This window comes from Luteimonas qiangzhengi (assembly GCF_039548515.1).
Lineage (GTDB): Bacteria > Pseudomonadota > Gammaproteobacteria > Xanthomonadales > Xanthomonadaceae > Luteimonas.
The window spans coordinates 200,860-222,297 of record NZ_JBCLVE010000003.1 but is presented as its reverse complement, the minus strand read 5'-3'; the positions used below and the strand labels follow the sequence as shown (position 1 = coordinate 222,297).

Below are 21,438 nucleotides of genomic sequence, written 5' to 3'. Positions count from 1 at the left end.
AATGAACCGATCACCCGGCGCAGATCGCCGCGTCATCTCTTCAGGGGCACCGCCGAATCCATGCGCGCCGCCATCCAGCGCTCGGCATAGCCATCCAGGCGGGCGTTTTCGATAAAACCGCAGTGCCCGCCCCAAGGCACGATATCGAGCTGGCCCCGCGCCGGCAGCCGCAGGGCCCGGAAGCCGTCCACCGGAATGACCGGATCATCCTCGCTGGTCAGCATCCACGCCGGCAGCTGCAGGGCGGACAGGCGTTCGCCGGCAATCGAGTAGCCTTCGAAATAGGCGTCCAGGCTGCCGAATGCGGTGTGCTGCAGCACCAGCTGCTCGGTCAGCTGGCGCATTCCCAGCTTCAGGGTGGCATCGTCGTATCCGTGCAGATCCGGGAACAGCTCGCGCTTGCGCACCAGCGAGCGCCGCCATTTGGCTTCGAAGTGGCGCAGGTACAGCGGCACGCCCCGCTCCATCTGCACCAGGGTGAGGGCCGGATCGAGCACCGGGCACACCGCGGCGACTCCTGCCAGCTGCAGCCCCGCGTCCGGCGCACGCAGCGCCAGCCGCAGGGCGAAATTGCCGCCCAGCGAATAGCCGCCGGCCAGCATGGGCCGGGCCGGAAAGCGGCGCGCCAGGTCCAGCGCGGCGTGCACGACCTCATCGATCAGGTTGGAATGGAACAGGTGGGGATTGAGGTGGTGGGAATCGCCGTGATCGCGGAAATTGAGCCGGAATACTTCAAACCCGAGCCTCAGCAGATGAGCACCGGTCTGCGACATGTAGCTCGACTCGGCGCTCCCCTCCCAGCCGTGCAGCAGCAGCACCAGACCGCGCGATGGGGCACCGGGAATGGCGCTGTGCAGGCCCTGCAGGCGGACGCCGTCGCCGCCATCAAGGATATGGCTGGTGGTCAGCGCGCCGGTGGCATCAAGTAGGGCGGCGCCGCGCCGGCGACGCAGCGCGCTGGTACCCAGCACCGATTGCACATGCGCACTGCGCAGCCAGCGTGGAGGGGCGAAATCCGCCTGTCCGCCAGCGGCCATGTCAGTCGTCCGGGCCCGCCATGGCGGCCACGATACGCTCGCGCGCCATCGCAGCCAGGCGACGCCGTTCGCCGGTTTCCCCAGCGGCAATGGGCTCGAGGAACATCACATCGCCCACCCGCCCCGGCTCACCGAGCAGGCGGAAAAAGTTGCCGGCAAAACTCTCGCCCGGCGCGAAGGCGACCAGGGTCTGGGCACTGCCGCCCTCGCCATAGCGCAGCGCCACCGGCTGCACGGGCACACCGGCCTCCACGGCAGCGGTGAAAATACGGGCGTGGAACGGCCCGATCTCCTGCCCGCCGCGGGTGCGCCCTTCCGGAAACACCGCCACCGGCCGGCCGGCGCGCAGCCGAACCAGCATTTCCTCCAGCACGCCATCCATGGATTCCTGGCTGCCGCGTCGATGGAAAATGGTTTCCCCACGCGCCGCCAGCCAGCCGACCATCGGCCAGCCGCGGATCTCCTGCTTGGCCACGAAACCCATCATGCGTTGGCTGTGCATGGCCAGGATATCCACCCAGCTGACGTGGTTGGCGACGAACATCACCGCGCCCTCCAACGGCGTACCGACCCGGCGCAGCCGGAAGCCGAATACCCGCATCAACGCGCCCTGCCAAGCGCGGATCGCGCGATGGCCCAGCCGCTCCCCACCGGGCAGGCGGATGTGTGCGGTCAGCGGACTGAGCAGCACCAGCAGGATCGGCAGATGCACCAGCAGGTGCCACAGCAGCATCGGCACGCGATACCCGTAACGCAGCGCGCGCAGGGCGCGACTGCCGGCACCCGGGCCGGTAACAGTGGAGATACGCGTCTGGCTCATGCGGGCAGCAACACCACGGCCAGGGTCAGGCGCGACACGCAGACCAGGCGCCCGGCGTCATCTTCGATCCGTATTTCCCACACCTGGGTGCTGCCGCCCACGTGCAGCGGCCGCGCGGTGCCGGTGACCGACCCGCTGCGCACGCCGCGCAGATGATTGGCGTTGATCTCGATGCCCACGCATCCCTTGCCCTCGGGCGCCGCCAGCATTCCAGCGGTGCTGCCCACCGTTTCCGCCAGCAGCACGGACGCGCCGCCGTGAAGCAGGCCATAAGGCTGATGGGTCCGGGCATCGACGGGCATCGTCGCGCGCAGGTAATCCTCGCCAATTTCGGTAAAGACGATCCCGAGCGGCTCCATGGCCGTGTTGCGGGAGCTGGCGTTGAGCGCTTCGAGCGTGGTCTGGCGCCGGAACGGCGACCTGCGCTGCGCGCCTGCAGGAGCGGCGGGGGTATCGGACCGGGGATCGGACGTGTTCATGGACGCCACGATACCCAAGCTTCGGCTCCACCGGCCAGCACGGCGCGCAAAAAATCTTACAGAATCGGTACCAGCCCCGCCCCGAACGCGGTGGTCATCCGGGTCATGATGCTGCGCCAACCCAGGTTGACCTCGGGAAAGTCCCCCACCGGCTCGTGGCACGCCCGGAACCCCGGATCACCCGGCAGCGGCGGTGGCAGCGGGCAGTCCGCACCCGGCACGAACTGGTAGCTGGTCGCATAGCGCCTGGGCCAGAAATCAAACACCGGACTGCGCTCGAACGCTTTGTTGAGCGAATAGCCCAGCCCCGACAGCACCCGCGTCCGGTCACGTGGCGCGATGGCCCAGGAGTTCTCCGGCGAGATATCGCGGCGGATGCTGTCAGCCAGCGCCTCGGCAAACCCCGTATCGGCAATGACCACCGCGCTCTCGGTATTGAGGTTGTCGCCACGCGGATCGAAGTTGTGCGTGCCCACTACTCCGATCCGTCCATCCACCACCAGCGACTTGGAATGCAGCCCCACCCGCACCCCGGCGCGGCGCAGCGGCACCGGCTGGTTGACGCCGATACCGGCCCAGCGCAGCGCCGCATACTCCCGCTCCAGCGGTAACCGCGGCGTCGCCGGCTCGTCATCGTCCTGCCACTGCGCCTGCCCCTCGGCCGGCTTCGGCCGCACCGTGACATCGGGTCCGGCATCGCGCGTCTGGATCTCCACCGTGCCGTCCGGATTCCACGCGATATCCACCGCACCGGTGGCGTCCACATCCACCGGCGCATCCAGCGGAAACGGTTTGTATTCGTAGATGTGGAAACCGAACTCGCGCAGATGCCGACGCCGGTACTTGTACGACATGGCATAGGTGAGGAATGCGTCGGTAGCCGCCAGGCTGTTGGTGGACACGACGATTCTGGGGGCCTCATCGCGCGCATGCAGGCTGCGGAACAGATCCCGCGCCGGCTCGGACAGCACCAGGTACGGCGTCTGCAGCAGCACCTGCTCGCGCGCACCTTCGATCACCTCGCGCATGCGCACGGTCGCGGGCGCCTCTTCCTCCGAGGTGGACCGGTGTTTGTCGGGAAGGTCGGCGATGTATTCCACCTCGCCCACCGGCAGTACGGCTGACACCAGCCGCGTGGCCAGCAGCTGGGCGTCATCGGCATCGCGCGAGATCGCGGCCACGCGCGCGGGCATGCGGAATTCCGCCGCCGGCAGTTCCGGCGCCCCGATATCCAGCAGGTGGCGCGCCACGTCCTTGAGCTCGGCCAATGGCGAGGCCCAGCGCGAATGCCAGAACGCCTCGAAATTCTCCGCCATCGCCAGCGTCGCCGGCCCGGCCACCAGAATGTCGCGATCGCGGAAGTTGTAGGTGTCGTCCCAGTCGAAATAGGTGTCCTTGTAGTTGCGACCGCCGGTGATACCCACCAGGCCGTCCACCAGCAGGATCTTGTTGTGCATGCGCCGGTTGAGCTGGCGCCAGCAGCACGCGGCGGCCAGCACGTATTGCGGATAGCTCATCCGGGCCCGGCCGAGGACCGGGTTGTAGATGCGCATTTCGAAATTGACGTGCAGCGACGCCAGCGCGGCCAGCGTGTCGACGTAGCGCAGCGCCGACAGCTGGTCCACCAGCACCCGCACCCGCACCCCGCGCCGCGCTGCGGCCACCAGTTCGTCCAGCACCAGGCGGCCGGCATCGTCCTCATCGAAAATGTAGGTCTGCAGTTCAATCGAGCGCTCGGCGCTGCGAATCAGGTCCAGCCGCGAGACCAGCGCATCCTGGCCAAAGTCCATCAGCAGCACGTAGTGCCGTGGATCGGCCGGCGCGCTGTTGGAATGCGCCTGGACCCCCAGCGCGCGCAGGGGCGAAGGGCGTGCGCAAGCGGTTTCCGGCTGGTCGCAGTCCACTTCCACGTCACGCGCTTCGCCGGCGATCTGCACCGCCTGCGCACGCTGCAGTTCAGACAGGCCCGCGCATCCGCCCAGTACCGGCACCAGCAGCGCCAGCAACAGCCATCGCCACATCATGATTGCCACATCGGGGTCATGGCGCGTCCGGCTCGCCTGCCCACAGGCTCAGGTGGAAACGGACCCGGTCACCCAGCGCCAACCCCCAGCGGTCCATGCCGTAATCGTTGCGGGAAATGTTGCCCTCCACCACCACCGGGCAGTCCAGCAGCGGCTGATCGCAAGCCGCCGGCAGCACGGTGAACACCTGCTCCCGGCGCAGCCCGCGGATGCCCACGATCCCGCCCAGCTCCCCGCCTTCGCGCAGCAGCTGCGGAGGGAACGGGTGGGATTGCATCTCCACCATCGGCCAGCGCTGGGCATGGAAAAATTCGTCTCCCCGGGTCAGCCGGGTATAGCGCGGCTGGCCGATGATCTCGACGCTGGCCGCATCCAGCACCATGCGTACCTGCCGCTCGCCGCCGGGCATGGCGACCACGAAGCCGCGATAGGACGGAAACACGCCTTCCAGGTGCTGGCCCCAGCGGGTGCGCAGGGCGAAGCCGACCTGTGAGGACTGCGCCTCTATCACCAGATCCGGGCCATCCGCTGCCCCGGCCGGAACCGGCAGGAGCAGGGAAAGACAGGCGATCAGCAGCCAGGCACGTCCGGTCACGGACACCAGAAAGCGGACAGTGCGGCCGCGCCCGGTTCCACCGGGGCACCATCGGCAAATTCCAGCAGCGCAATACCGGCCGGCGGCATACCCCGGAACTCGGTGGACTGGCCGCTGCTGAGCAGGGCCACCAGCCGCTCCAGTCCCGGGTTGTGGCCCACCACCAGCAGGCGGTCGGCATCGCGGCTGGCTTCCAGCAGGCCCACCAGGGTGCCGGGCGTGGCCTCGTAGATCCGCTCCTCCAGCCGCTGGTCCACATAGCCCAGCACCGAGAGCACCGATTCCAGGGTTTCGCGGGTGCGCCGGGCCGGCGAGTACAGCACGCAGTCGGGCACCAGCCGGCGCCCGGCCAGCCACTTGGCGGCGGCTTCGGCTTCGGCGTGCCCATCCGGCGACAGCGGCCGGTCCAGGTCGGACTGGCCCGGACGCGCGGGTTCAGCGTGGGCGTGACGCAGCAGGATCAGTTCGCGCATGGCGTAGAGCTCTCCGTCATCCCGGCAGCCAGTCCAGCAGCGGCTGCCAGTCTTGTTGGTGTTCGCGCGCCTTGCGCGAATCGTAGTCGAACAGGCTCCTGCCCAAACCCACCAGGACCACGTAGGCCTGGCTGTCACGCAGCTCAGCCACGGTTGGATAGGGCCACTCGGCGATCGCCTCCAGCGCCTGCTGCGAGGTGCTGGTCCACGGTCGCAGGCGGTTGCCCACCAAGCCCACCGGCAGCTCGCCGCTGCGCACCCGCGGGTGCTCGATCAAGCTGTTGAGGAACGGCACCGTGGCATCGAGATCCAGCGTGGACGGCTGTACCGGCACGACCACCGCGTCGGCGTTGTCCAGCCACACGGCCAGGTCCACGCCCATCGCGCCGGCGCCACCATCCACCACCACCCGGTCGGAATCCACCGGCAGCGAGTTCCACACCGACTTCTGCCGCCGGCTGCCATCCAACGCCAGCACCGCGCTGGCCATGTACGAACGACGCTGGGCCCAGCGCATCGACGAACCCTGCGGGTCGGCATCGATCAGGACCGTATTCAGGCCGGAAAGCGCCGCGTGGGCGGCAAGGTGGGTGGCGATGGTGGTCTTGCCCACACCGCCCTTGGAGCTGGCCACCAGGACCGTTTTCATACGCGCAGATCTCCGGCCGGACACATCAACTGAGGGTACACCGGGGCGACAGCGGCGGCGAGGCCACGGTCTGCTATCGTCACGCGCCTGCCCACCCCATGGCCTGCCGCACATGAGCCAACTGCAGGACCTTGCCGCGCTGATCCGCGCCGGCACGCCGCTGATCATCATTGAAACCGCGGACGAACCGCAGATCGTGGACATGTTCCGCCAGACCCTGACCCGGGTGTGGCGGGCGATGTACCGCTGGACCATCACCGAGGGGCTGCGCCGGGTTGACCTGGACGGCGAGGATCCGGCCGAAGTGGCCGCCGACGTCGGCACTACCCTGCGCACCATCCGCAACGCCGACCAGCGCGGGGTCTACCTGCTGCTGGATTTCCACCGCTATCTGGAATACGCCGGCAGCCAGCGGCAGATGCGCGACATCCTGCAGCGCCGCGACTGCCTGCCGCACACGCTGGTGCTGGTGGGGCACAAGGTGGAACTGCCGACCGAGCTTGAAGCCAAAGCCGTGCGCTACCGCCCGCGCCTGCCCGATGCCGTCGCCCTGCGGCGCATGGTCATGGAGCAGTCCCAGGCGTATTCCGCCGAGCACGGCGGGCGCCGAGTGGAAAAGGACCCGGCCGCGCTGGAGCGCATCGTGCGCAACCTGCAGGGACTGGGCCTGGGCGACGCGCGCCGGATTGCCCGCCAGCTGATCTTCGACGACGGCGCCCTGGACGAGAACGACTTGCCACAGCTGGCCAAGCTGAAGTTCGAACTGCTCAACCGCAGCGGCCATCTGCACTACGAATACGACACCGCCCAGTTTGCCGACGTGGCCGGCGCCCGCCGCCTGAAACGCTGGATCGAACAGCGCCGCCGGGTGTTCACCGAAGCCGAGCCACCGCCGGGACCCGGCGCCTATCGGCTTGACCCGCCCAAGGGCATGCTGCTGCTGGGCGTGCAGGGCTGCGGCAAATCGCTGCTGGCCAAGGCCGTGGCCGGCGGCTTCGGCGTGCCGCTGGTGCGGCTGGACTTCGGCACCCTGTACGCCAAGTACCACGGCGAGAGCGAATCCAACCTGCGCGCCGCGCTGGCCTCGGCCGAGCAGCTGGCGCCGTGCGTGCTGTGGATCGACGAGATCGAAAAAGCCATTGCGTCGGGCGGCGAAGGCGACGGCGGCGTGTCCAGGCGCGTGCTCGGCTACCTGCTGACCTGGATGGCCGAGCGCAAATCTGCCGTGTTCATCGTCGCCACCGCCAACCAGGTGCGCGAGCTGCCGCCCGAGCTGCTGCGCAAGGGCCGCTTCGACGAAATCTTCTTCGTCGACCTGCCCACCGCCGACGTGCGCGCCGAAGTGTTCTCGCTGCACCTGGCGCGACGCGGGTTTGAGCCGGCGGAATTCGACCTGGAAGCGCTGGCCGCCGCCGCGGATGGCTTCTCCGGCGCCGAAATCGAACAGGCGGTGGTCTCGGGCCTGTATGCAGCGCATGCGGCGGACCAGCCGCTGGACGGAGCGCTGGTGCTGGAAGAGATCAACGCCACCCGCCCGCTGTCAGTGGTGATGCGCGAGCAGGTGACGGCGCTGCGGGAGTGGGCGACCGGGCGCACCGTTCCGGCTGATTAGGGCGTCAACATCGCGAGAGTGAGGGAAACCGGTGTTGCGCTTCGCGTGTTAATTCACCCGGGAAGGGGCATGTGCATCTCCGGGGCGCGGGCACTGCGGCGAGCTGCCGCGCGAGGGCGTCGATTACCGGGCTACGGCTCAGGTGACCCGGTGTCCTGCTTGCCACCATCCGGCCCTTCGCGGGCGGCGGCGGCGAGGGCATGGTATCTGGCCCGGAAGCGGTGCAGATCGCGCTCTTCAAGCTCTTCAAGGTCAAGCAGGGCGTTGTGCGCGCCCGCCGTCGCCCGGATCAGTTCGTCCAGCTTCACCTGCATGGCCTCCGTATCCCGGTTCTGGGTGTTCTGGATCACGAACACCATCAGGAAGGTGACGATGGTGGTGCCGGTGTTGACCACCAGCTGCCAGGTGTCGCTGAAGCCGAAGATCGGGCCGGTGAGGCCCCAGGTCGCGATGACGACCAATGCCATGCTGAAGACCACGGGCCGGCCGGCAAAGCGCGACACGGCTTTTGAAAACCGGAAGTACCAGGATGATTTCTGCATGACGGGCTCCTCGCGGGGTCGATCAGCGACGCGGCGGCTGCCAGCCGGCGGGCGGATCAAGCGGTACGCCGGCTTCGGCCAGGACGCGTTCGATCAGGTCCTGCTCGGTGCGCACCTGCGGATCGGCCAGCAGACGCACGAACTGGGGCAGGCCATCGCGCTCCTGCGAACTGGCGATCCGGCCCCACTCCGACATCTGCCAGTTCATCCGCAGCAGCAGCGCTTGCACTTCGGCACGCTCCGATGCGTTGCCGGCCATGCGCTCAAGCATGCCGATGCCCATCATGCGGCCGAGGCCGCTGTCGGAAAACCCCACCAGCACCCGGGCAATCTGCGCGCAATCTGCAGCCCGCGCCGGCATGGATCGCAGCGCAGTGCCGTCCGAGCAGGCGAAGGTGAGCGGTTGCAGGGATGGAAGCGCCACTGCGGCCCAAAGCGCCATTGCGCTGTCAGCGGCGAGTTCTTCGACCGTGCCTTTCTGCCCCATCAGCACGCTGCGCTCCGCCGCACTGGGCGGATGGCGCAACAGCGCCGACTGGATCCATCGGACCTGGTCATACATATGCAGGTCGAAGCGGCGCAGGTCGCGGGCCCTGGCCAGTGCCATCTCCGCGCCGCCATCAAGCAGCAGCAGGGGCGCGATGTTGTCGGGCTCTGCCTGAGCCCAGCGACGTGCGGCTTGTTCGCGCAGTGCGCCACCGGCCTCGGCTCCCATCATCAGCATTGAGTTGGCAATCACGTCAGCGCCAGCCTGCTGCGCCGCTGCCTGGCGCCAGCCGGTGGTGGTGGCGTTTTCAGCTATCCCGCCCTCGGGATCCATATTGGCCACGTCATGCAGGACCGCAGCCAGCGCAAGGTTACGCGGCTGACCACTTGCAGCCAGAAGCACCGCGGTGCGCTGCTGGTAATTGCGCCACACCCGCTCGGCGGCAATCGCCTGGGCATCCACCTGGCCGGCGGGTGCGGACGGCTGCTGGGCCTGGAGCGGCAGCGACACGGCGAACAGGAGTACTAGCAGCGGCCTCAACATGGATCGGATGCTCCGGGAAGGACAGACGGTGGCGCCATCATGACAACGTTCGCGTGAGCGGTCGCGTTGACCCCGGATCCCCGGCTGCCCTCGGGTACGCCCTAGTTGTGGCGACAGGGCACGCCCGCCTAGGGTCATGCACTGGAAGCGTGTACCCCTGACATGGAGCCGGCCATGAGCGGCAACAGCATCAATCCGATCAACACCCCCCTGCCGCCAATCGTGCCGCTGCTGCCCAATATCGCCAACCCGGCGATGCAGGCCACCCAGCACCTGTTGCGCCAGGCGCTGCCGTACGCGCTGGACACCATGTATCACCCGATCCAGGCGGCTTTCCAGCCGGCACCGCAGGGCGGCAGCAACGGCCCCAGCGGCGTGGAAGGTCCCTATGCGCTACCGCAGGGCCAAAGCCTGGGCCAGGCAAGCAGCGGCACCCAGGCGCAGCCGTTCGATGTCACCCTTTCCCAGCTGGCCACCGCGGTGTACGGCACCCGCGGCGATCCGCCGGCGGGCTGGAGCGCGGTCAGCGACGACATGATCGCCGAGCGCCTGACTCCCCAGGGCCAGGCGCCCGCGTCTGCGGCCGATGTCCAGGCCTGGCGCCAGGAGTTTCTCGGCGACGGCACGGTCACCAGCGCCCAGCAGTTCAAGGCCGAGATCTATACCGATGGCGATGGCAACTTCGTGCTGTCCTATCGCGGCACCGCCGAGGGTGCGCCCGACTGGGAGAACAACTTCCGCCAGGGCACGGGCTTTGAGACCCACGATTTCGCGGACAAGTTCACCGATACCGCGGTCAATACGGCAGTGGAATTCGCCGACGTGTTCGGCAACGACGAGGCCGACAATCTGGCCATCACCGGCCACTCGCAGGGCGGTGGCCTGGCCTCGGTGGGATCGCTCGCCTCCGGCATCCCGGCGGTCACTTTTGACGCTTCCGGCATCCACCCCAACACGCTTGAGCGCATGGGCATGAGCCCGGAACAGGCGCGGGAAATCGCCAACAACGGCGACATCCGCGCCTACTCGCTGAACAGCGACGCGCTGAGCCAGGCGCAGGAAAGCTGGGTGACCGGTCTGGTGGCCCCTGACGCCCTGGGCACCCGGATCATCGTCGAGCCGGGTCCGGTGGCCAGGCACACGCTGGTCGATCGCGCCGGCGAGCTGGAGTTTGCAGACCTTTCTCCAGGCCAGCGCGATGCCGCCAATCTGCTGGTGGAAACCCTGCGGCACACCGGCCTGCCGATCCTGGGCACCGCCGGCGATCTGGCCTATGCCGCCATGAGCCACAACCCCAACGTGCTTACCGCGGCGATGATGGAAGTGGAACCCTGGCAGGACGGTTACCAGAACCCGTCCAATTTTGGCCGCGACCTGCAGAACGCCATTCCCGATGCGGTCAAGGACGATTTCGCGCTCAACACCCATGACCTCATCACCGATGTGATCGAAGTGGCCGGGACCGACTTTGCCAATGGCGATTACGCGCTGGGCGGCATGCGCATCCTGGGTGACGTGGGCGAAGGCTTCTTCAACTCGGTGGGCGATGTGGTCAGCGGCTTTGGCAGCGAGTTCGCCAATGGTGTGCTTGACCAGACCACCCAGTGGGCAGACAACTTCCGCGGCGAAGGCCCGTGGGGCCTGGGCGACGGGATCGCGGTGACCATCGAGGGCATTGGCAGCGCCGGCGCGTGGGTACTGGAGAACGGCAGCAGCGCGCTGGAATGGGCGGCCGATGGCGCGGGGAGCCTGTTTGAAACGGTGGCCGACCTGGGTGGACATCACGCGCAGCGGGCGGTGGATGGCTTCGTTGCCAAGGTCGATGCGGCGATTGACGGCGTGGGTTACGCCGTCGAGGCGATCGGCACGGGCGTGGACTACGCCATCCAGACCGCCTCCAACGGCTGGAATACGGTCAAGAATGTCGCGGTGGACGCCTGGGACGGCACGGTCGAGGCGGTCTCCACCGGTTGGGACAACACCGTTGATGCAGTCTCCACCGGGTGGAACAACACCGTTGATACCGTTTCCAACGGCGTCTCGTGGCTGAGCGACCGGATGCCGTGGAACCGCTGACCATGTGCCGATCCGCCGGGGTTTTCTTGCGGTACTGTGGGGACCACGCTGTAATCGACTGATATGCGCCAGCTTGCGGCCATCGTTGTCCTTTTCGTCCTCAGCTGCGCCCCGGGGTGCGCACGCCCGCCCATGACCAGCGAACCGTTCACCAACACCGCCATTTCGCCCCTGGCCGACGCCGTTGCCACCGGCGATGCCGCTGAAGTCCGCCGCCAGCTTGAGAGCGGCAGCAACCCCGAAACCCCGGGCAGCGATGGCGCCAGCCTGCTGGTGTGGGCAATTGACCGCGGACTGCTCGACGGTGCCATGGCGCTGCTGGAAGGCGGCGCGGACCCCAATCATCCCGATGCCGACGGCACCACCCCGGTCCACGCGGCTGCCTTCGCCGACGATCCGACCCTGCTGCGCGCGGTGCTGGCGCGTGGCGGAGATCCCAACGTGCGCAACCCGGTCACCGGCGCCACCCCGCTGGCCGCGTCCATCCTCAACCGCAACGCCGAGCCGATGCGGATCCTGCTGGAGGCCGGTGCGGACCCCGATCTGGCCGACCGCAACCAGGACGTTCCGCTGCACGTGGCCGCGCGCACCAACAAGGGCGCAGCCATCCTGCTGCTGCTTGAGCACGGCGCCTCACCGCTGGCCAGCAACGGCCGCGGCGCCAGTTTCCAGCGCCACTACTTCAATTACCGACGTGAGCTGTTGAACGAGCGTGCGCTGGCCGAGCGCCGCCAGATCGTGGCCTGGCTCAAGCAGAACGGCATTCCACTGGAAGCCAACGTGGACGCCGACTACTGAGCCCGCGCGGGCGGACCTCGGGTACGCCCCAGCTGTTATCGCTCCGCCTCCCGGGCTAAGTTCGGTTCAAACACAGGGAGTAAGCGGTGCCATGAGCATCCAGCTGCAGTCCTCAATGATCGCTGCGCAGGCCTATCGCCTGCCGACATCCGGCCCAATGGTGCAGAACCAGCCGGCATCGGCGCAGCTACCTTCGATCAACCAGATGCCCTACCGCCCGGAGCCGTCATGGAATCCGCAGGTGGCCGGGCTGATGATCCAGCAGGGACAGGGCCAGGCGGCCAACAGCGTGTCCTTCGACGCCCAGGTGCGCGGACAGGACGCCAAGGCCATCGATCTGGAGCTGATGCAGATCTCCAACGCGGTCTACGATCCATCCGTGCAGTCGGTGGGCAACTGGACCCGGGTCAGCGACGCGGACCTGACCGCGGCCGGCATCGATCCGGCGACGCTGGAAAACCCCGACACAGGCTTCCGCGCCGGCATCTATACCGATGGCGACGGCAACCACGTGCTGGCCTTCGCCGGCTCCAATGAACGTCAGGACTGGACTGGCGCCAACCTGCGCCAGGGGCTGGGCTGGGAGGCCGAGCAATACGACGAAGCCGTGCAGCTGGCCCAGCTTGCCGCCGGTGAGTACGGCGACGATCTGGTGATCACCGGGCACTCGCTGGGCGGCGGCCTGGCAGCCACGGCCTCGCTCGTGACCGGCAATGCCGCAGTCACTTTCAACGCGTCGGGCGTGCACGACAACACCATGAGCACCCACAACCTGGATGTGGACGCCGCCAAAGCGGAGGCTGCCGATGGACTGATCCGGCGTTACAACGTGGATGGCGACCCGCTCACCACCGCCCAGCAGGACACCTGGGGATTGAACCACCTCCTGCCGGACGCGCCCGGCCACGAGATCACCCTGGACAGCCCCTATCCGCCACTGGAAGGCCCCGGATTTACCTTGAACCCTCTGGAACACGGCAAGCACGCCAAGGCCCGGGCGGATCGGGCGGTCGAGCTGCACAGCCAGCAGGGCATGCTTGACGCCCTCACCGCACAGCGCCCCTGGGATAGCTGAGGCCCGCATCCGGCAGCCGCTCTCCGCCGTGGCCTGACCTGTGTGAGAATCGATCCATGCGCGCCGTTACCCTGACGATCCTGCTGATGCTGTCCGGCGCCGCCTGCAGCGGAGATTCCATGGACGCCAGACAAGCCTTCCCCGATGACCCCCGCAGCGCCGAACTTGCGGCCGCGGCTGCAAGCGGCGACGCCGAACAGATCCGCCAGCTGGTGCGTGAGGGCGCGGACCCGAGGGCCCAGGGAGAAAAAGGCGTAAACCTGCTGCAGCTGGCGATGCTGGCGCAGAACAAGGCCGGCCTGGAAGCGCTGCTGGATGCCGGCGCAGACCCCAACGCTCCCGGTCTGGGAGGCAGCACGGCGGTCCACGGCGCGGCCATTGCCGATGATCCCGACTACCTGCGGATCGTCCTGGCCGGTGGCGGTGATCCCGACGCCCGCCACGGTGAAACCGGCGCGACGCCGCTGGCCGGGGCAACCGGCCCACGCACTGATACCCAGTTCCATATGCTGCTGGACGCCGGCGCCACACCCGATGCGGCCGATCGCACCGGCAATACCCCGCTGCACAAGGCGGCCATGATCAACGCCGGCAGCCACGTGCTGGCGCTGCTGGAGGCCGGGGCCAACCCGCAGGCCACCAATACCCAGGACGCCACCTTCCAGCGCTACTTCTTCAAGACACCGGCGAACCGCCTCAACGACCAGGCCCGCGCCGACCGCGAGACGGTCAGCGCCTGGCTGCGCGAGCGCGATATCCCGCTTGAAACCCCCTGACGGGGGCTGGTTACCTTACGGCCAGGTAGGCGGATCCTCGACCCAGGCGGCGTGCACTTCGGTCAGTACCGCCCGCTCTGCATCGGTCCATTCGGGCAGCAACGCGGCAAGATCCGGATTGCTCCAACGATCAGGCCAGGTGCGAACGGCCGCCGCGTACCAGTCGACGGCCTCGCGCTGGCGGTCCAGCCGCCACAGCCCCAGGGCGAACGTGGGCGGCACCCAGGCCGGCGATTGCACCCCGCCGGCAGCGGCACCAACCCACTGCTGCAGCGCGGGCTCCACCTCACCATTGCGGTACAGATCCCAACCGTAGTTCCACTGCACCGATTGACGCAGCCATCCACGGCCAAGACTGGCCAGCAGCTGGTCGTAGAGCGACCGGCCGGTGTCAGCTCGCCCGCTTGCCATGGCAATGTGCGCCAGCTGGGCCTGGGCGGCGTTGGCGTTGCGCTCGTTGCGCTCGATCATCCGCAGCAGCCGCTGCTGCGCAGGCTCGTCGCTGCCTTCAACCGCGGTCACCGCACGCACGGTGCGCTCGTCTTCATCGAAATAGAACTCAGCCGGCCTGGGCAGCTGCTGGGCGTGGACAGTGAATGCCGCGAGCAGCAGGACGAGGCCGGAAAACAAAGAAACACGCATGACTTGATCTGACTCCCCCAATCCCGGGCCGATTGTAACGGCGCCCCGGCGCCTTGTCCCCGCCGCCCCGGCGGTGCCGTCACTTGCTGGCTGGGCGATGGGCCCGGCGCAGGAAGCGGTACGCGGCCTGTTCCCACTGTCTCGCGCCGCGTGCGTTGGCGGCAGCCCTGGCCAGGCGGCCGTCTTCCCAACCGGCAAAGACTATCGGATCGATATACGCGCTGCGGCACACCGCGGGCGTGTTGCGCAACGCCTGTGCCACTTCCCCGATCACCTCGTTGCGGACCACGGCCATGGCTTTTTCACAGCCGGATTCATTGCCTTCATCGTCGGGCACCGGCACCGGCACCGCGGCCAGGCAGCGGAACGCGTGCAGGGTCGCTCCCCAGGTGCGGAAATCCTTGGCGGTGAAGTCCCCGCCCATCACCGCGTGCAGGTAGTCATTGACGTCGCCTGAGTCCAGTGGCCTCACCCTGCCGGCCGCGTCGCGGTACTGGAACAGCTGCTGCCCCGGCAGCTGCTGGCAGGTGCGTACCATCCGGGCCAGGCGCGGATCGTCGATGGCAACCTCATGTAGCAGCCGGGCCTTGCCCCGGAACCTCAGCCGCACCCGACCACCCCGCAGCTGCTGCAGGTGGCGGTTGCGCAGGGTGGTCAGCCCGTAGGAACGGTTCTCGCGCGCGTAGGTTTCGTTGCCTACCCTCACCAGCGTTTCCATCATCAATGACACCACGATCGCCAGCACCTTCGCGCGCGGCAGGCCGCGGCGCTTCAGGTCCTGTCGCAGCCGTCGACGCAGGCGCGGCAGCGCGCGCGCAAATTCCGGCAGACGGACAAAGCGGACCTCGCCCCGCAGCTTCTGCCAGTCCGGGTGGTAGCGATACTGCTTGCGTCCGCGCGCGTCGCGGCCGGTGGCCTGCAGGTGTCCCCGGGCGTTGGGGCAGATCCACACGTCGGTCCAGGCCGGGGGAATCGCCAGCGCGCGGATCCGGGTCAATTGTTTCGCGTCGCGAAGCGTGGCTCCGTCCGCCTGCCTGTAGCTGAATCCGCGTCCGCAGCGGCGGCGGGTGATGCCAGGCTCCGCGTCACGGACATACAGCAGCCCCGCTTCGGCCGCCTGCTCATCCGGATCGCTTGTGCCGGACATGTTGTCTGCAGCGCTGGCTCCACGAGGCGTCATTGCCGCAGCTTCATGGCAGTCATGTGCAGGCAATGCATTGGCCCGATCTGAAGCGTTCATCGCGGAAAGTGGAAAGTCTGAGTGTCCGTGAACAACTAGCCCGCCGACATCTGCTAACTTTCGCTGTCTCGCATTCACAGTTATGACGGGATGTTCAAGCACGGTTCTTCCCCCGGCCGGATCCTCGTCGTTGACGACCAGCCAGGCAACGTTCGCGTTGTCGCGGCCCTGCTGTCACGCAATGGATTCGAGGTCCTGTCCGCCGACAACGGACATGAGGCGCTGCGGATTGCCGCCGATCAGCTGCCTGATCTGATCCTGCTCGACGTGTTGATGCCGGACATGGACGGCTTCCAGGTGCTGGGCGAACTCAAGCGCGATGAAGCCCTGCGCCGCCTGCCCGTGGTGTGCCTGACTGCGGCCCGCGATCGCGAACAGCTGCTGCGCGCATTCGATGCCGGCGCAGTGGACTACGTGACCAAGCCGTTCCTTCCGGAAGAACTCCTGGCCCGGGTGAATGCCCACCTGGGCCTGAAGCTGGCCCGCGACCGCCTGGAACGGGTGGCGCGGGAGCGCCAGGAGCTGGTGAACCTGGTGGCCCACGATCTGAAGAACCCGCTGAGCAGCGTGTTGTTCGCCATCGATATCCTGCGCGCGGACGGGGTTGCCGAACACCGTATTCCGCGTTACCTGGAAACCATCCAGGACAGCGCCAACGATGCCATCGGCTATATCCGCCTGTACCTGGAAACCCAGCGTGCGCAGCGCGAGACCCAGGCGGTGAGCGAGCCTGCGGTGGTGGCCAAAGTGCTGGAGGTCCTGTCCAACCGCTATGCGCTCCAGTTCGAGGCACGCGGTCGCCAGCTGCGTACGTCCGCACCGCCCGACATGCGGGCTGCGATCACGCCGATGGTGCTTCGCCAGGTGGTGGAGAACCTGGTCAGCAACGCGATCAAATATGCCCCGGACAGCGATCTGGATATCGGCTGCCGCGCCGGCGCACCCGGTTACCTGCAGCTGCTGGCCGAAGACCGCGGCCCGGGCATTGCCCCGGCGCGCCAGCGCGAACTGTTCCAGCCATTCACCCGGCTGCATGACGAGCCGTCTTCAGCAGATGACGTGTCCAGCGGCCTGGGGCTGAGTCTGGCCCGGCAGATCATCACCGACGCCGGTGGCCAGCTGTGGTACGAGGACCGCGAAGGCGGCGGGGCGCGCTTCATCATCGAGCTGCCCGCCGCGGATTGAGGCCGGCCTGCAGGCCTACTGGTTGCTGCGATCCTGACCGGTCTGATTCTGACCAGTCTGTTCGCTGGTCTCGTGCTCAGCGGCCAAATCATGGGCGGCACGGCGCGCTTCCACCCGTTTTGACTGCCCATTGATCGTGCGCTGCTGGGCTTTGCGGCGTCGGTAGCTGAACACCGCCAGGCCCGCTGCGGCGGCCATCAGGGTCGCGGCCGCCGTGGCGGTCATCACCGGGTGGCGGCGGGTGGTGCTGGTCAGCAGCTTGCCACCGGTACGGGCCGCGCCCACGGCAACTCCGGCCTTGAACCACTTCTGCGCATGGTCCGGCACGTTGCGGATGCCATCGCCCAGCTGTCCTGCCAGCTGCATGGCCTTGTCCTGGATGAAATCTAGCTTGGTCATCGGAATGTCCTGGATCTGGTTGATGCGGAATGTCGCGAGGTGACAAGTATCCACCCATTGTCGTCGCCGAAACGTGAGCGCAGACATCCGCCCTATCCGCGCGGTTTCGCACGATGGGTGGGCGCAGCGCGCAGCGGATCCTCCGGCCATGGATGCCTGGGATAGCGGCCCTTCATTTCCTTGCGCACTTCCGGCCAGGTGCGCTCCCAGAAGCCGCCCAGATCGCGCGTTACCTGCAGTGGCCGGCCGGCGGGAGACAGCAGGTGCAGGGTCAGCGGCACCCTGTCATCGGCGATGCGCGGAGTCTGGGCCAGGCCGAACAGCTCCTGCAGCCTGACTGCCAGCACCGGCTCCTCGCCAACCGCGTAGTGGATCGGCCGCTGCTGGCCCGAAGGCACCTGGATCCGCACCGGTGCCAGCGCATCCAGGCGCTGGCCCTGCGACCAGTCCAGCTGCGATTTCAGCGCATTTGCCAGGTCACCCGCATCCAGCGCATCAAGCCGGGTCTTGCCGGCAAAGGCCGGGCGCAGCCAGTCATCCAGCCCTGCCAGCAGGGCTTCATCGGACAGGTCGGGAAGCTGCAGATCCGGCATCCAATCGCGCAGACAGCGCACCCGCTCGCGCCACTGCTGCAACGCCGGCGTCCATGGCAGCGCCTCCAGGCCGCGCGTTCGCACGGCCTCGGTGAGCGCAGCCGCGGCCAGTTGCGGATCAACGCGCCCGCCCGGGCGGCTATCGAGCACGATCGCGTCGAACGTGCGCACCCGCTCGGCCACCAGCGCGCCGCGGGCGTCATCCCAACGAACCTGGTCGCGCTCATCAAACAGATGCGCGAAGGCTTGCCTGAGCCGGTCTTCATCCACCGGCGCAGCACGCAACACCAGCGCCAGGCGCGGATCAAAGCGCAGCTCGCTGGCCACCAGCCACGGCTCGCCAAACAGGCTGCTGTCATCGGCCAGGCGCGCCATGCGACCGTTGGCCAGCTGGTAGCGCAGCGGATCGGACGGATGCTGGTGGGCAATGCGGTCGGGAAAGGCATGCGCCAGCAGGTCGCCAACGGCATGCGCCGGCAGCTGTGCCGGCGGGGGCGAAGACACCCGCAGACGCCGACGCCACTGCCTGGCCGCAGCATCAATGGCGGCCAGGACGCTGCGGGCAGCACCGCCCTGCCCGCGTCCGGAGCGGAACGCCGCCAGCGCCCGCCAGCGCAGTGCCAGCCCATCGCCCTGGCCGGGCAGCGGGTCGCGCGCTTCAACCAGGGCGACCAGGTCGCAGGCCAGCGCCCGCCCGCCATCCTCATTGGCGGCCAGCAGCATCGCCGCCATCCGCGGATCGGTGCCCAGTGCCAGCATGCGCCGGCCCAGGGGGGTCATCGCATCGCCGTTGTCGAGCGCCCCCAGCCGACGCAGCAAGTCACGCGCAGAAGCCAGCGCACCCGCTGGCGGGGGATCCACAAAGCGCAGCGCATCGCTGCCCCACCCGGCCAGCTCCAGCGCCAGTCCGGCCAACCCGGTCTGGGTAATTTCCGGGCGGCGCTGCGGCTCCAGTCGCTGCGACTGTGGCCACAGTCGATAGGCCCAGCCTTCGACCACCCGGCCCGCGCGACCTGCGCGCTGGTCGGCCGAGGCCTGGGAAATGGACACCACCTGCAGACGCGAAAACCCGCTGCCGGGATCAAACCGCGGCTCCCGCGCCAGACCGCTGTCGATCACCGTGCGCACCCCGGGCAGGGTCACGCTGGATTCGGCCACGTTGGTGGCCAGAACCACCCGGCGCCGACCGTCATCGCCGCGGCGCAGCACCTGCGCCTGGCGCTCCACCGGCAGGTCTCCGTGCAGGGTCAGGACCAGGGCGTCGCTGCCGGCGGCCTCCAGCGCCGTCTGCACCCGGGTGATTTCGCGCCGCCCGGGCAGGAATGCCAGCACGTCGCCAGGGTGCCGTTCGAGGGCCTGGGCGATGGCGCGCACCATCTGCCGCTCCATGGACTCATCGCGGCGGGCAGCAAAGTGGCCCACCTCCACCGGGAACGCGCGCCCGGCGCTGGTCAGCCGCGGCGCATCCAGCACGACTGCCAACCCTTCCCCGTCCAGGGTGGCCGACATCACCACGATCCGCAGATCCTCGCGCAGTCCAGACTGCACATCCAGCGCCAGCGCCAGGCCCAGATCGGCAGCCAGGTGACGCTCGTGGAATTCGTCGAACAGCAGCGCGCCGATGCCCTCCAGCAGCGGATCGTCCTGGATCATGCGGGTCAGGATGCCTTCGGTCACCACCTCGATCCGGGTGCGGCTGGAGGTGCGGTTTTCGAACCGGATGCGGTAGCCCACGGTGCCGCCCACCTCTTCGCCCAGCTGGGCGGCCATGTAGGTGGCCGCCGCGCGGGCGGCGACACGGCGCGGCTCCAGCATCACGATCCGGCGCCCCTCCAGCCACGGCGCCTGCAGCAGCGCCAACGGCACCCGGGTGGTCTTGCCAGCGCCCGGAGGCGCTTCCAGCACCAGCCGCGGGTGGCGGGCAAGCGCCGCGCGGATGTCATCCAGCAGGTCGTCGATGGGCAGGCGTGCGGTCATTTGACTAGGATACGGGCCGGTCCAATGGCAGTGAGTCCATGCAGCTCATCGATATCGGCGTCAACCTGACCCACGAAAGTTTCGACCACGACCGCGAAGCGGTCATGCAGCGCGCGCGCGAAGCCGGCGTTGCCCGGATGATCGTCACCGGGGCCAGCCGTGCGGAGTCGCCGCGGGTGCTGGAGCTGGTGCAGGCGCATCCGGGCGAGCTGTTCGGCACCGCCGGCGTGCATCCGCACCACGCCAGCGAGTACACCACCGAATGCGACGCCGAGATGCGCGCCCTGCACGCGCATCCGGAAGTGGTGGCGGTGGGCGAGACCGGATTGGACTACTTCCGCGATTTCTCGCCACGCCCGGCGCAGCGGCGGGCGTTCGAGCGCCAGCTGGAAATCGCCGTGGAGACCGGCAAGCCGCTGTTTCTGCACCAGCGCGATGCGCACCAGGACTTCATCGCGGTGATGAAGGAGTTCGAAGGCAGGCTGGGCCCGGTGGTGGTGCACTGCTTCACCGGCACCCGCGAGGAATTGTTCGACTACCTGGACCAGGACTGGCACATCGGCATCACTGGCTGGCTGTGCGATGAGCGCCGCGGCCAGCACCTGCGCGAGATCGTCGGCAACATCCCGGCCAACCGGCTGATGGTGGAAACCGATTCGCCGTATCTGCTGCCGCGCACGCTGTCACCCAGGCCCAAGGATCGGCGCAACGAGCCGATGCACCTGCCGCACATCCTGGCCGAGCTGGCCCGCGACCGGGGCGAAACCATCGAGGCCACCGCCGCGGCGACCACCGCCACCGCCGAAGCCTTCTTCCGCCTGCCAGCCCGCTGAGCCCGGAGGCTGATCAGGACCCGGGCAGCGCCGAGCGCATCGCCTCGCCCAGGCGCTGGGCTTCCTCTTCCATATCGATCAGCCGGGCGCAGCCGCTTTCCAGTTCCGCGGCGGGCTGCTCGGCGATCTTCTGCTCGGCATGATGCGCAGCCCAGTCCCACACCGCGTCCACGCGCTCCCCGTCGACGCCCGTGGCCACCATCTGTGCGCGCTGGTCGTCGCGCGCCGCGCGCAGGGTCGAGTCATCATGGTGATCGCAAGCCGCTGACAGCGCCTGCATGGTGGCTCCAATCTGCACCGCCACCGCCCAGGACGCGATGCGGCCATCGGGCTCGAGTCCTTCGACGGGCATCTTCTCGGACAGCTGCGGGGCGGGCTCGGGCTGGACGGGTGCGGACGGGATCGGCGCCGGATCGGATCCGGTCGCCGCACCCTCTTCCGGCCCTTCCCCACTGCAGGCGGCCAGCGCCAGCGCCAGGACCGTCATGCCTGGCAGCAAACGCAGCAGCTGGATACGCGAACGTGACATCGGGACTCCCCTCCCTGTACGTACGCGGCGAGCATACCGCGGCCGCCCCCGCGC

The 21,438-nt window shown here is 68.2% G+C and carries 21 protein-coding genes; 7 read left to right on the top strand and 14 right to left on the bottom strand.

Features of this window, described 5'->3' with window-relative positions:
* Nucleotides 1-32: 32 nt before the first annotated feature.
* The 7 genes from WCE59_RS03295 to WCE59_RS03265 form a co-directional block, all read right to left on the bottom strand.
* Nucleotides 33-1,037, bottom strand: a complete 1,005-nt coding sequence (locus tag WCE59_RS03295; RefSeq protein WP_343257280.1) for a YheT family hydrolase — start codon at nucleotides 1,035-1,037, stop codon at nucleotides 33-35.
* A 1-nt stretch (nucleotide 1,038) separates the two neighbouring features.
* The gene (locus tag WCE59_RS03290; RefSeq protein WP_343257279.1) at nucleotides 1,039-1,857 is read right to left on the bottom strand and encodes a lysophospholipid acyltransferase family protein; all 819 of its coding nucleotides are present in this window, start codon (nucleotides 1,855-1,857) and stop codon (nucleotides 1,039-1,041) included.
* Entirely contained in the window at nucleotides 1,854-2,216 is a 363-nt protein-coding gene (locus WCE59_RS03285) for a hotdog fold thioesterase (protein ID WP_343257387.1), read from the bottom strand. The genes WCE59_RS03290 and WCE59_RS03285 overlap by 4 nt, the downstream gene beginning before the upstream one ends.
* 176 nt (nucleotides 2,217-2,392) lie before the next feature.
* Nucleotides 2,393-4,360: a phospholipase D family protein gene (locus WCE59_RS03280; protein ID WP_449284089.1), complete on the bottom strand. Its 1,968-nt coding sequence runs from the start codon at nucleotides 4,358-4,360 to the stop codon at nucleotides 2,393-2,395.
* Between the two features lie 16 nt (nucleotides 4,361-4,376).
* Complete coding sequence (locus tag WCE59_RS03275) at nucleotides 4,377-4,955, bottom strand: YceI family protein (protein ID WP_343257278.1); 579 nt, start codon at nucleotides 4,953-4,955, stop codon at nucleotides 4,377-4,379.
* Nucleotides 4,952-5,428: a SixA phosphatase family protein gene (locus WCE59_RS03270; protein ID WP_343257277.1), complete on the bottom strand. Its 477-nt coding sequence runs from the start codon at nucleotides 5,426-5,428 to the stop codon at nucleotides 4,952-4,954. Before WCE59_RS03270 ends, WCE59_RS03275 begins: the two co-directional genes overlap by 4 nt.
* Nucleotides 5,429-5,444: 16 nt before the next feature.
* Entirely contained in the window at nucleotides 5,445-6,077 is a 633-nt protein-coding gene (locus tag WCE59_RS03265) for a ParA family protein (RefSeq protein WP_343257276.1), read from the bottom strand.
* Nucleotides 6,078-6,189: 112 nt separating this feature from the next.
* Between WCE59_RS03265 and WCE59_RS03260 the strand changes: the two genes are divergently transcribed.
* On the top strand, nucleotides 6,190-7,689 hold the full coding sequence (locus WCE59_RS03260) for an AAA family ATPase (protein WP_343257275.1): 1,500 nt from the start codon (nucleotides 6,190-6,192) through the stop codon (nucleotides 7,687-7,689).
* Between the two features lie 131 nt (nucleotides 7,690-7,820).
* On the opposite strand, the gene WCE59_RS03255 is transcribed toward WCE59_RS03260, so the two are convergent.
* Both WCE59_RS03255 and WCE59_RS03250 read right to left on the bottom strand, forming a co-directional pair.
* Nucleotides 7,821-8,231 carry a low affinity iron permease family protein gene (locus tag WCE59_RS03255; RefSeq protein ID WP_343257274.1) on the bottom strand — a complete coding sequence of 137 codons (411 nt, stop codon included), beginning with the start codon at nucleotides 8,229-8,231 and terminating at the stop codon, nucleotides 7,821-7,823.
* Nucleotides 8,232-8,253: 22 nt separating this feature from the next.
* On the bottom strand, nucleotides 8,254-9,261 hold the full coding sequence (locus WCE59_RS03250; RefSeq protein WP_343257273.1) for a hypothetical protein: 1,008 nt from the start codon (nucleotides 9,259-9,261) through the stop codon (nucleotides 8,254-8,256).
* Nucleotides 9,262-9,435: 174 nt separating this feature from the next.
* Between WCE59_RS03250 and WCE59_RS03245 the strand changes: the two genes are divergently transcribed.
* The 4 genes from WCE59_RS03245 to WCE59_RS03230 all read left to right on the top strand — a co-directional run bounded on the left by WCE59_RS03245 (nucleotide 9,436) and on the right by WCE59_RS03230 (nucleotide 13,986).
* Nucleotides 9,436-11,337 (top strand): Mbeg1-like protein, encoded by a 1,902-nt coding sequence (locus WCE59_RS03245; protein WP_343257272.1) that lies wholly within the window; start codon nucleotides 9,436-9,438, stop codon nucleotides 11,335-11,337.
* A 132-nt stretch (nucleotides 11,338-11,469) separates the two neighbouring features.
* Entirely contained in the window at nucleotides 11,470-12,135 is a 666-nt protein-coding gene (locus WCE59_RS03240; RefSeq protein WP_343257271.1) for an ankyrin repeat domain-containing protein, read from the top strand.
* 91 nt (nucleotides 12,136-12,226) lie between these two features.
* Nucleotides 12,227-13,210 carry a hypothetical protein gene (locus tag WCE59_RS03235; RefSeq protein ID WP_343257270.1) on the top strand — a complete coding sequence of 328 codons (984 nt, stop codon included), beginning with the start codon at nucleotides 12,227-12,229 and terminating at the stop codon, nucleotides 13,208-13,210.
* Nucleotides 13,211-13,266: 56 nt separating this feature from the next.
* On the top strand, nucleotides 13,267-13,986 hold the full coding sequence (locus WCE59_RS03230; protein ID WP_343257269.1) for an ankyrin repeat domain-containing protein: 720 nt from the start codon (nucleotides 13,267-13,269) through the stop codon (nucleotides 13,984-13,986).
* 15 nt (nucleotides 13,987-14,001) lie between these two features.
* Here WCE59_RS03230 and WCE59_RS03225 read toward each other — a convergent pair whose 3' ends face one another.
* Nucleotides 14,002-14,628: a tetratricopeptide repeat protein gene (locus WCE59_RS03225; protein ID WP_343257268.1), complete on the bottom strand. Its 627-nt coding sequence runs from the start codon at nucleotides 14,626-14,628 to the stop codon at nucleotides 14,002-14,004.
* 79 nt (nucleotides 14,629-14,707) lie between these two features.
* Complete coding sequence (locus WCE59_RS03220) at nucleotides 14,708-15,775, bottom strand: DNA topoisomerase IB (protein WP_343257267.1); 1,068 nt, start codon at nucleotides 15,773-15,775, stop codon at nucleotides 14,708-14,710.
* Nucleotides 15,776-15,958: 183 nt separating this feature from the next.
* Here WCE59_RS03220 and WCE59_RS03215 point away from each other — a divergent pair, with 183 nt between their 5' ends.
* Nucleotides 15,959-17,053 carry a hybrid sensor histidine kinase/response regulator gene (locus tag WCE59_RS03215; protein ID WP_343257266.1) on the top strand — a complete coding sequence of 365 codons (1,095 nt, stop codon included), beginning with the start codon at nucleotides 15,959-15,961 and terminating at the stop codon, nucleotides 17,051-17,053.
* A gap of 15 nt (nucleotides 17,054-17,068) precedes the next feature.
* Here the strand turns inward: WCE59_RS03215 and WCE59_RS03210 are convergent, their stop codons facing one another.
* Nucleotides 17,069-17,452, bottom strand: a complete 384-nt coding sequence (locus WCE59_RS03210) for a hypothetical protein (protein ID WP_343257265.1) — start codon at nucleotides 17,450-17,452, stop codon at nucleotides 17,069-17,071.
* A 92-nt stretch (nucleotides 17,453-17,544) separates the two neighbouring features.
* Nucleotides 17,545-20,022 (bottom strand): ATP-dependent helicase HrpB, encoded by a 2,478-nt coding sequence (gene hrpB / locus WCE59_RS03205; protein ID WP_343257264.1) that lies wholly within the window; start codon nucleotides 20,020-20,022, stop codon nucleotides 17,545-17,547.
* 38 nt (nucleotides 20,023-20,060) lie between these two features.
* On the opposite strand from hrpB, the gene WCE59_RS03200 reads away from it, so the two are divergent.
* Nucleotides 20,061-20,855, top strand: a complete 795-nt coding sequence (locus tag WCE59_RS03200; RefSeq protein ID WP_343257263.1) for a TatD family hydrolase — start codon at nucleotides 20,061-20,063, stop codon at nucleotides 20,853-20,855.
* Between the two features lie 13 nt (nucleotides 20,856-20,868).
* Here WCE59_RS03200 and WCE59_RS03195 read toward each other — a convergent pair whose 3' ends face one another.
* Complete coding sequence (locus WCE59_RS03195; protein ID WP_343257262.1) at nucleotides 20,869-21,384, bottom strand: hypothetical protein; 516 nt, start codon at nucleotides 21,382-21,384, stop codon at nucleotides 20,869-20,871.
* Nucleotides 21,385-21,438: the final 54 nt, after the last annotated feature.

Coding starts and splice junctions, on each gene's coding strand:
- WCE59_RS03295 (WP_343257280.1), bottom strand. CDS start 1,037: ATGGCCGCTGGCGGACAGGCGGATTTCGCCCCTCCACGCTGGCTGCGC.
- WCE59_RS03290 (WP_343257279.1), bottom strand. CDS start 1,857: ATGAGCCAGACGCGTATCTCCACTGTTACCGGCCCGGGTGCCGGCAGT.
- WCE59_RS03285 (WP_343257387.1), bottom strand. CDS start 2,216: ATGGAGCCGCTCGGGATCGTCTTTACCGAAATTGGCGAGGATTACCTG.
- WCE59_RS03280 (WP_449284089.1), bottom strand. CDS start 4,360: ATGATGTGGCGATGGCTGTTGCTGGCGCTGCTGGTGCCGGTACTGGGC.
- WCE59_RS03270 (WP_343257277.1), bottom strand. CDS start 5,428: ATGCGCGAACTGATCCTGCTGCGTCACGCCCACGCTGAACCCGCGCGT.
- WCE59_RS03265 (WP_343257276.1), bottom strand. CDS start 6,077: ATGAAAACGGTCCTGGTGGCCAGCTCCAAGGGCGGTGTGGGCAAGACC.
- WCE59_RS03260 (WP_343257275.1), top strand. CDS start 6,190: ATGAGCCAACTGCAGGACCTTGCCGCGCTGATCCGCGCCGGCACGCCG.
- WCE59_RS03255 (WP_343257274.1), bottom strand. CDS start 8,231: ATGCAGAAATCATCCTGGTACTTCCGGTTTTCAAAAGCCGTGTCGCGC.
- WCE59_RS03250 (WP_343257273.1), bottom strand. CDS start 9,261: ATGTTGAGGCCGCTGCTAGTACTCCTGTTCGCCGTGTCGCTGCCGCTC.
- WCE59_RS03245 (WP_343257272.1), top strand. CDS start 9,436: ATGAGCGGCAACAGCATCAATCCGATCAACACCCCCCTGCCGCCAATC.
- WCE59_RS03240 (WP_343257271.1), top strand. CDS start 11,470: ATGACCAGCGAACCGTTCACCAACACCGCCATTTCGCCCCTGGCCGAC.
- WCE59_RS03235 (WP_343257270.1), top strand. CDS start 12,227: ATGAGCATCCAGCTGCAGTCCTCAATGATCGCTGCGCAGGCCTATCGC.
- WCE59_RS03230 (WP_343257269.1), top strand. CDS start 13,267: ATGCGCGCCGTTACCCTGACGATCCTGCTGATGCTGTCCGGCGCCGCC.
- WCE59_RS03225 (WP_343257268.1), bottom strand. CDS start 14,628: ATGCGTGTTTCTTTGTTTTCCGGCCTCGTCCTGCTGCTCGCGGCATTC.
- WCE59_RS03220 (WP_343257267.1), bottom strand. CDS start 15,775: ATGTCCGGCACAAGCGATCCGGATGAGCAGGCGGCCGAAGCGGGGCTG.
- WCE59_RS03215 (WP_343257266.1), top strand. CDS start 15,959: ATGTTCAAGCACGGTTCTTCCCCCGGCCGGATCCTCGTCGTTGACGAC.
- WCE59_RS03210 (WP_343257265.1), bottom strand. CDS start 17,452: ATGACCAAGCTAGATTTCATCCAGGACAAGGCCATGCAGCTGGCAGGA.
- hrpB (WP_343257264.1), bottom strand. CDS start 20,022: ATGACCGCACGCCTGCCCATCGACGACCTGCTGGATGACATCCGCGCG.
- WCE59_RS03200 (WP_343257263.1), top strand. CDS start 20,061: ATGCAGCTCATCGATATCGGCGTCAACCTGACCCACGAAAGTTTCGAC.
- WCE59_RS03195 (WP_343257262.1), bottom strand. CDS start 21,384: ATGTCACGTTCGCGTATCCAGCTGCTGCGTTTGCTGCCAGGCATGACG.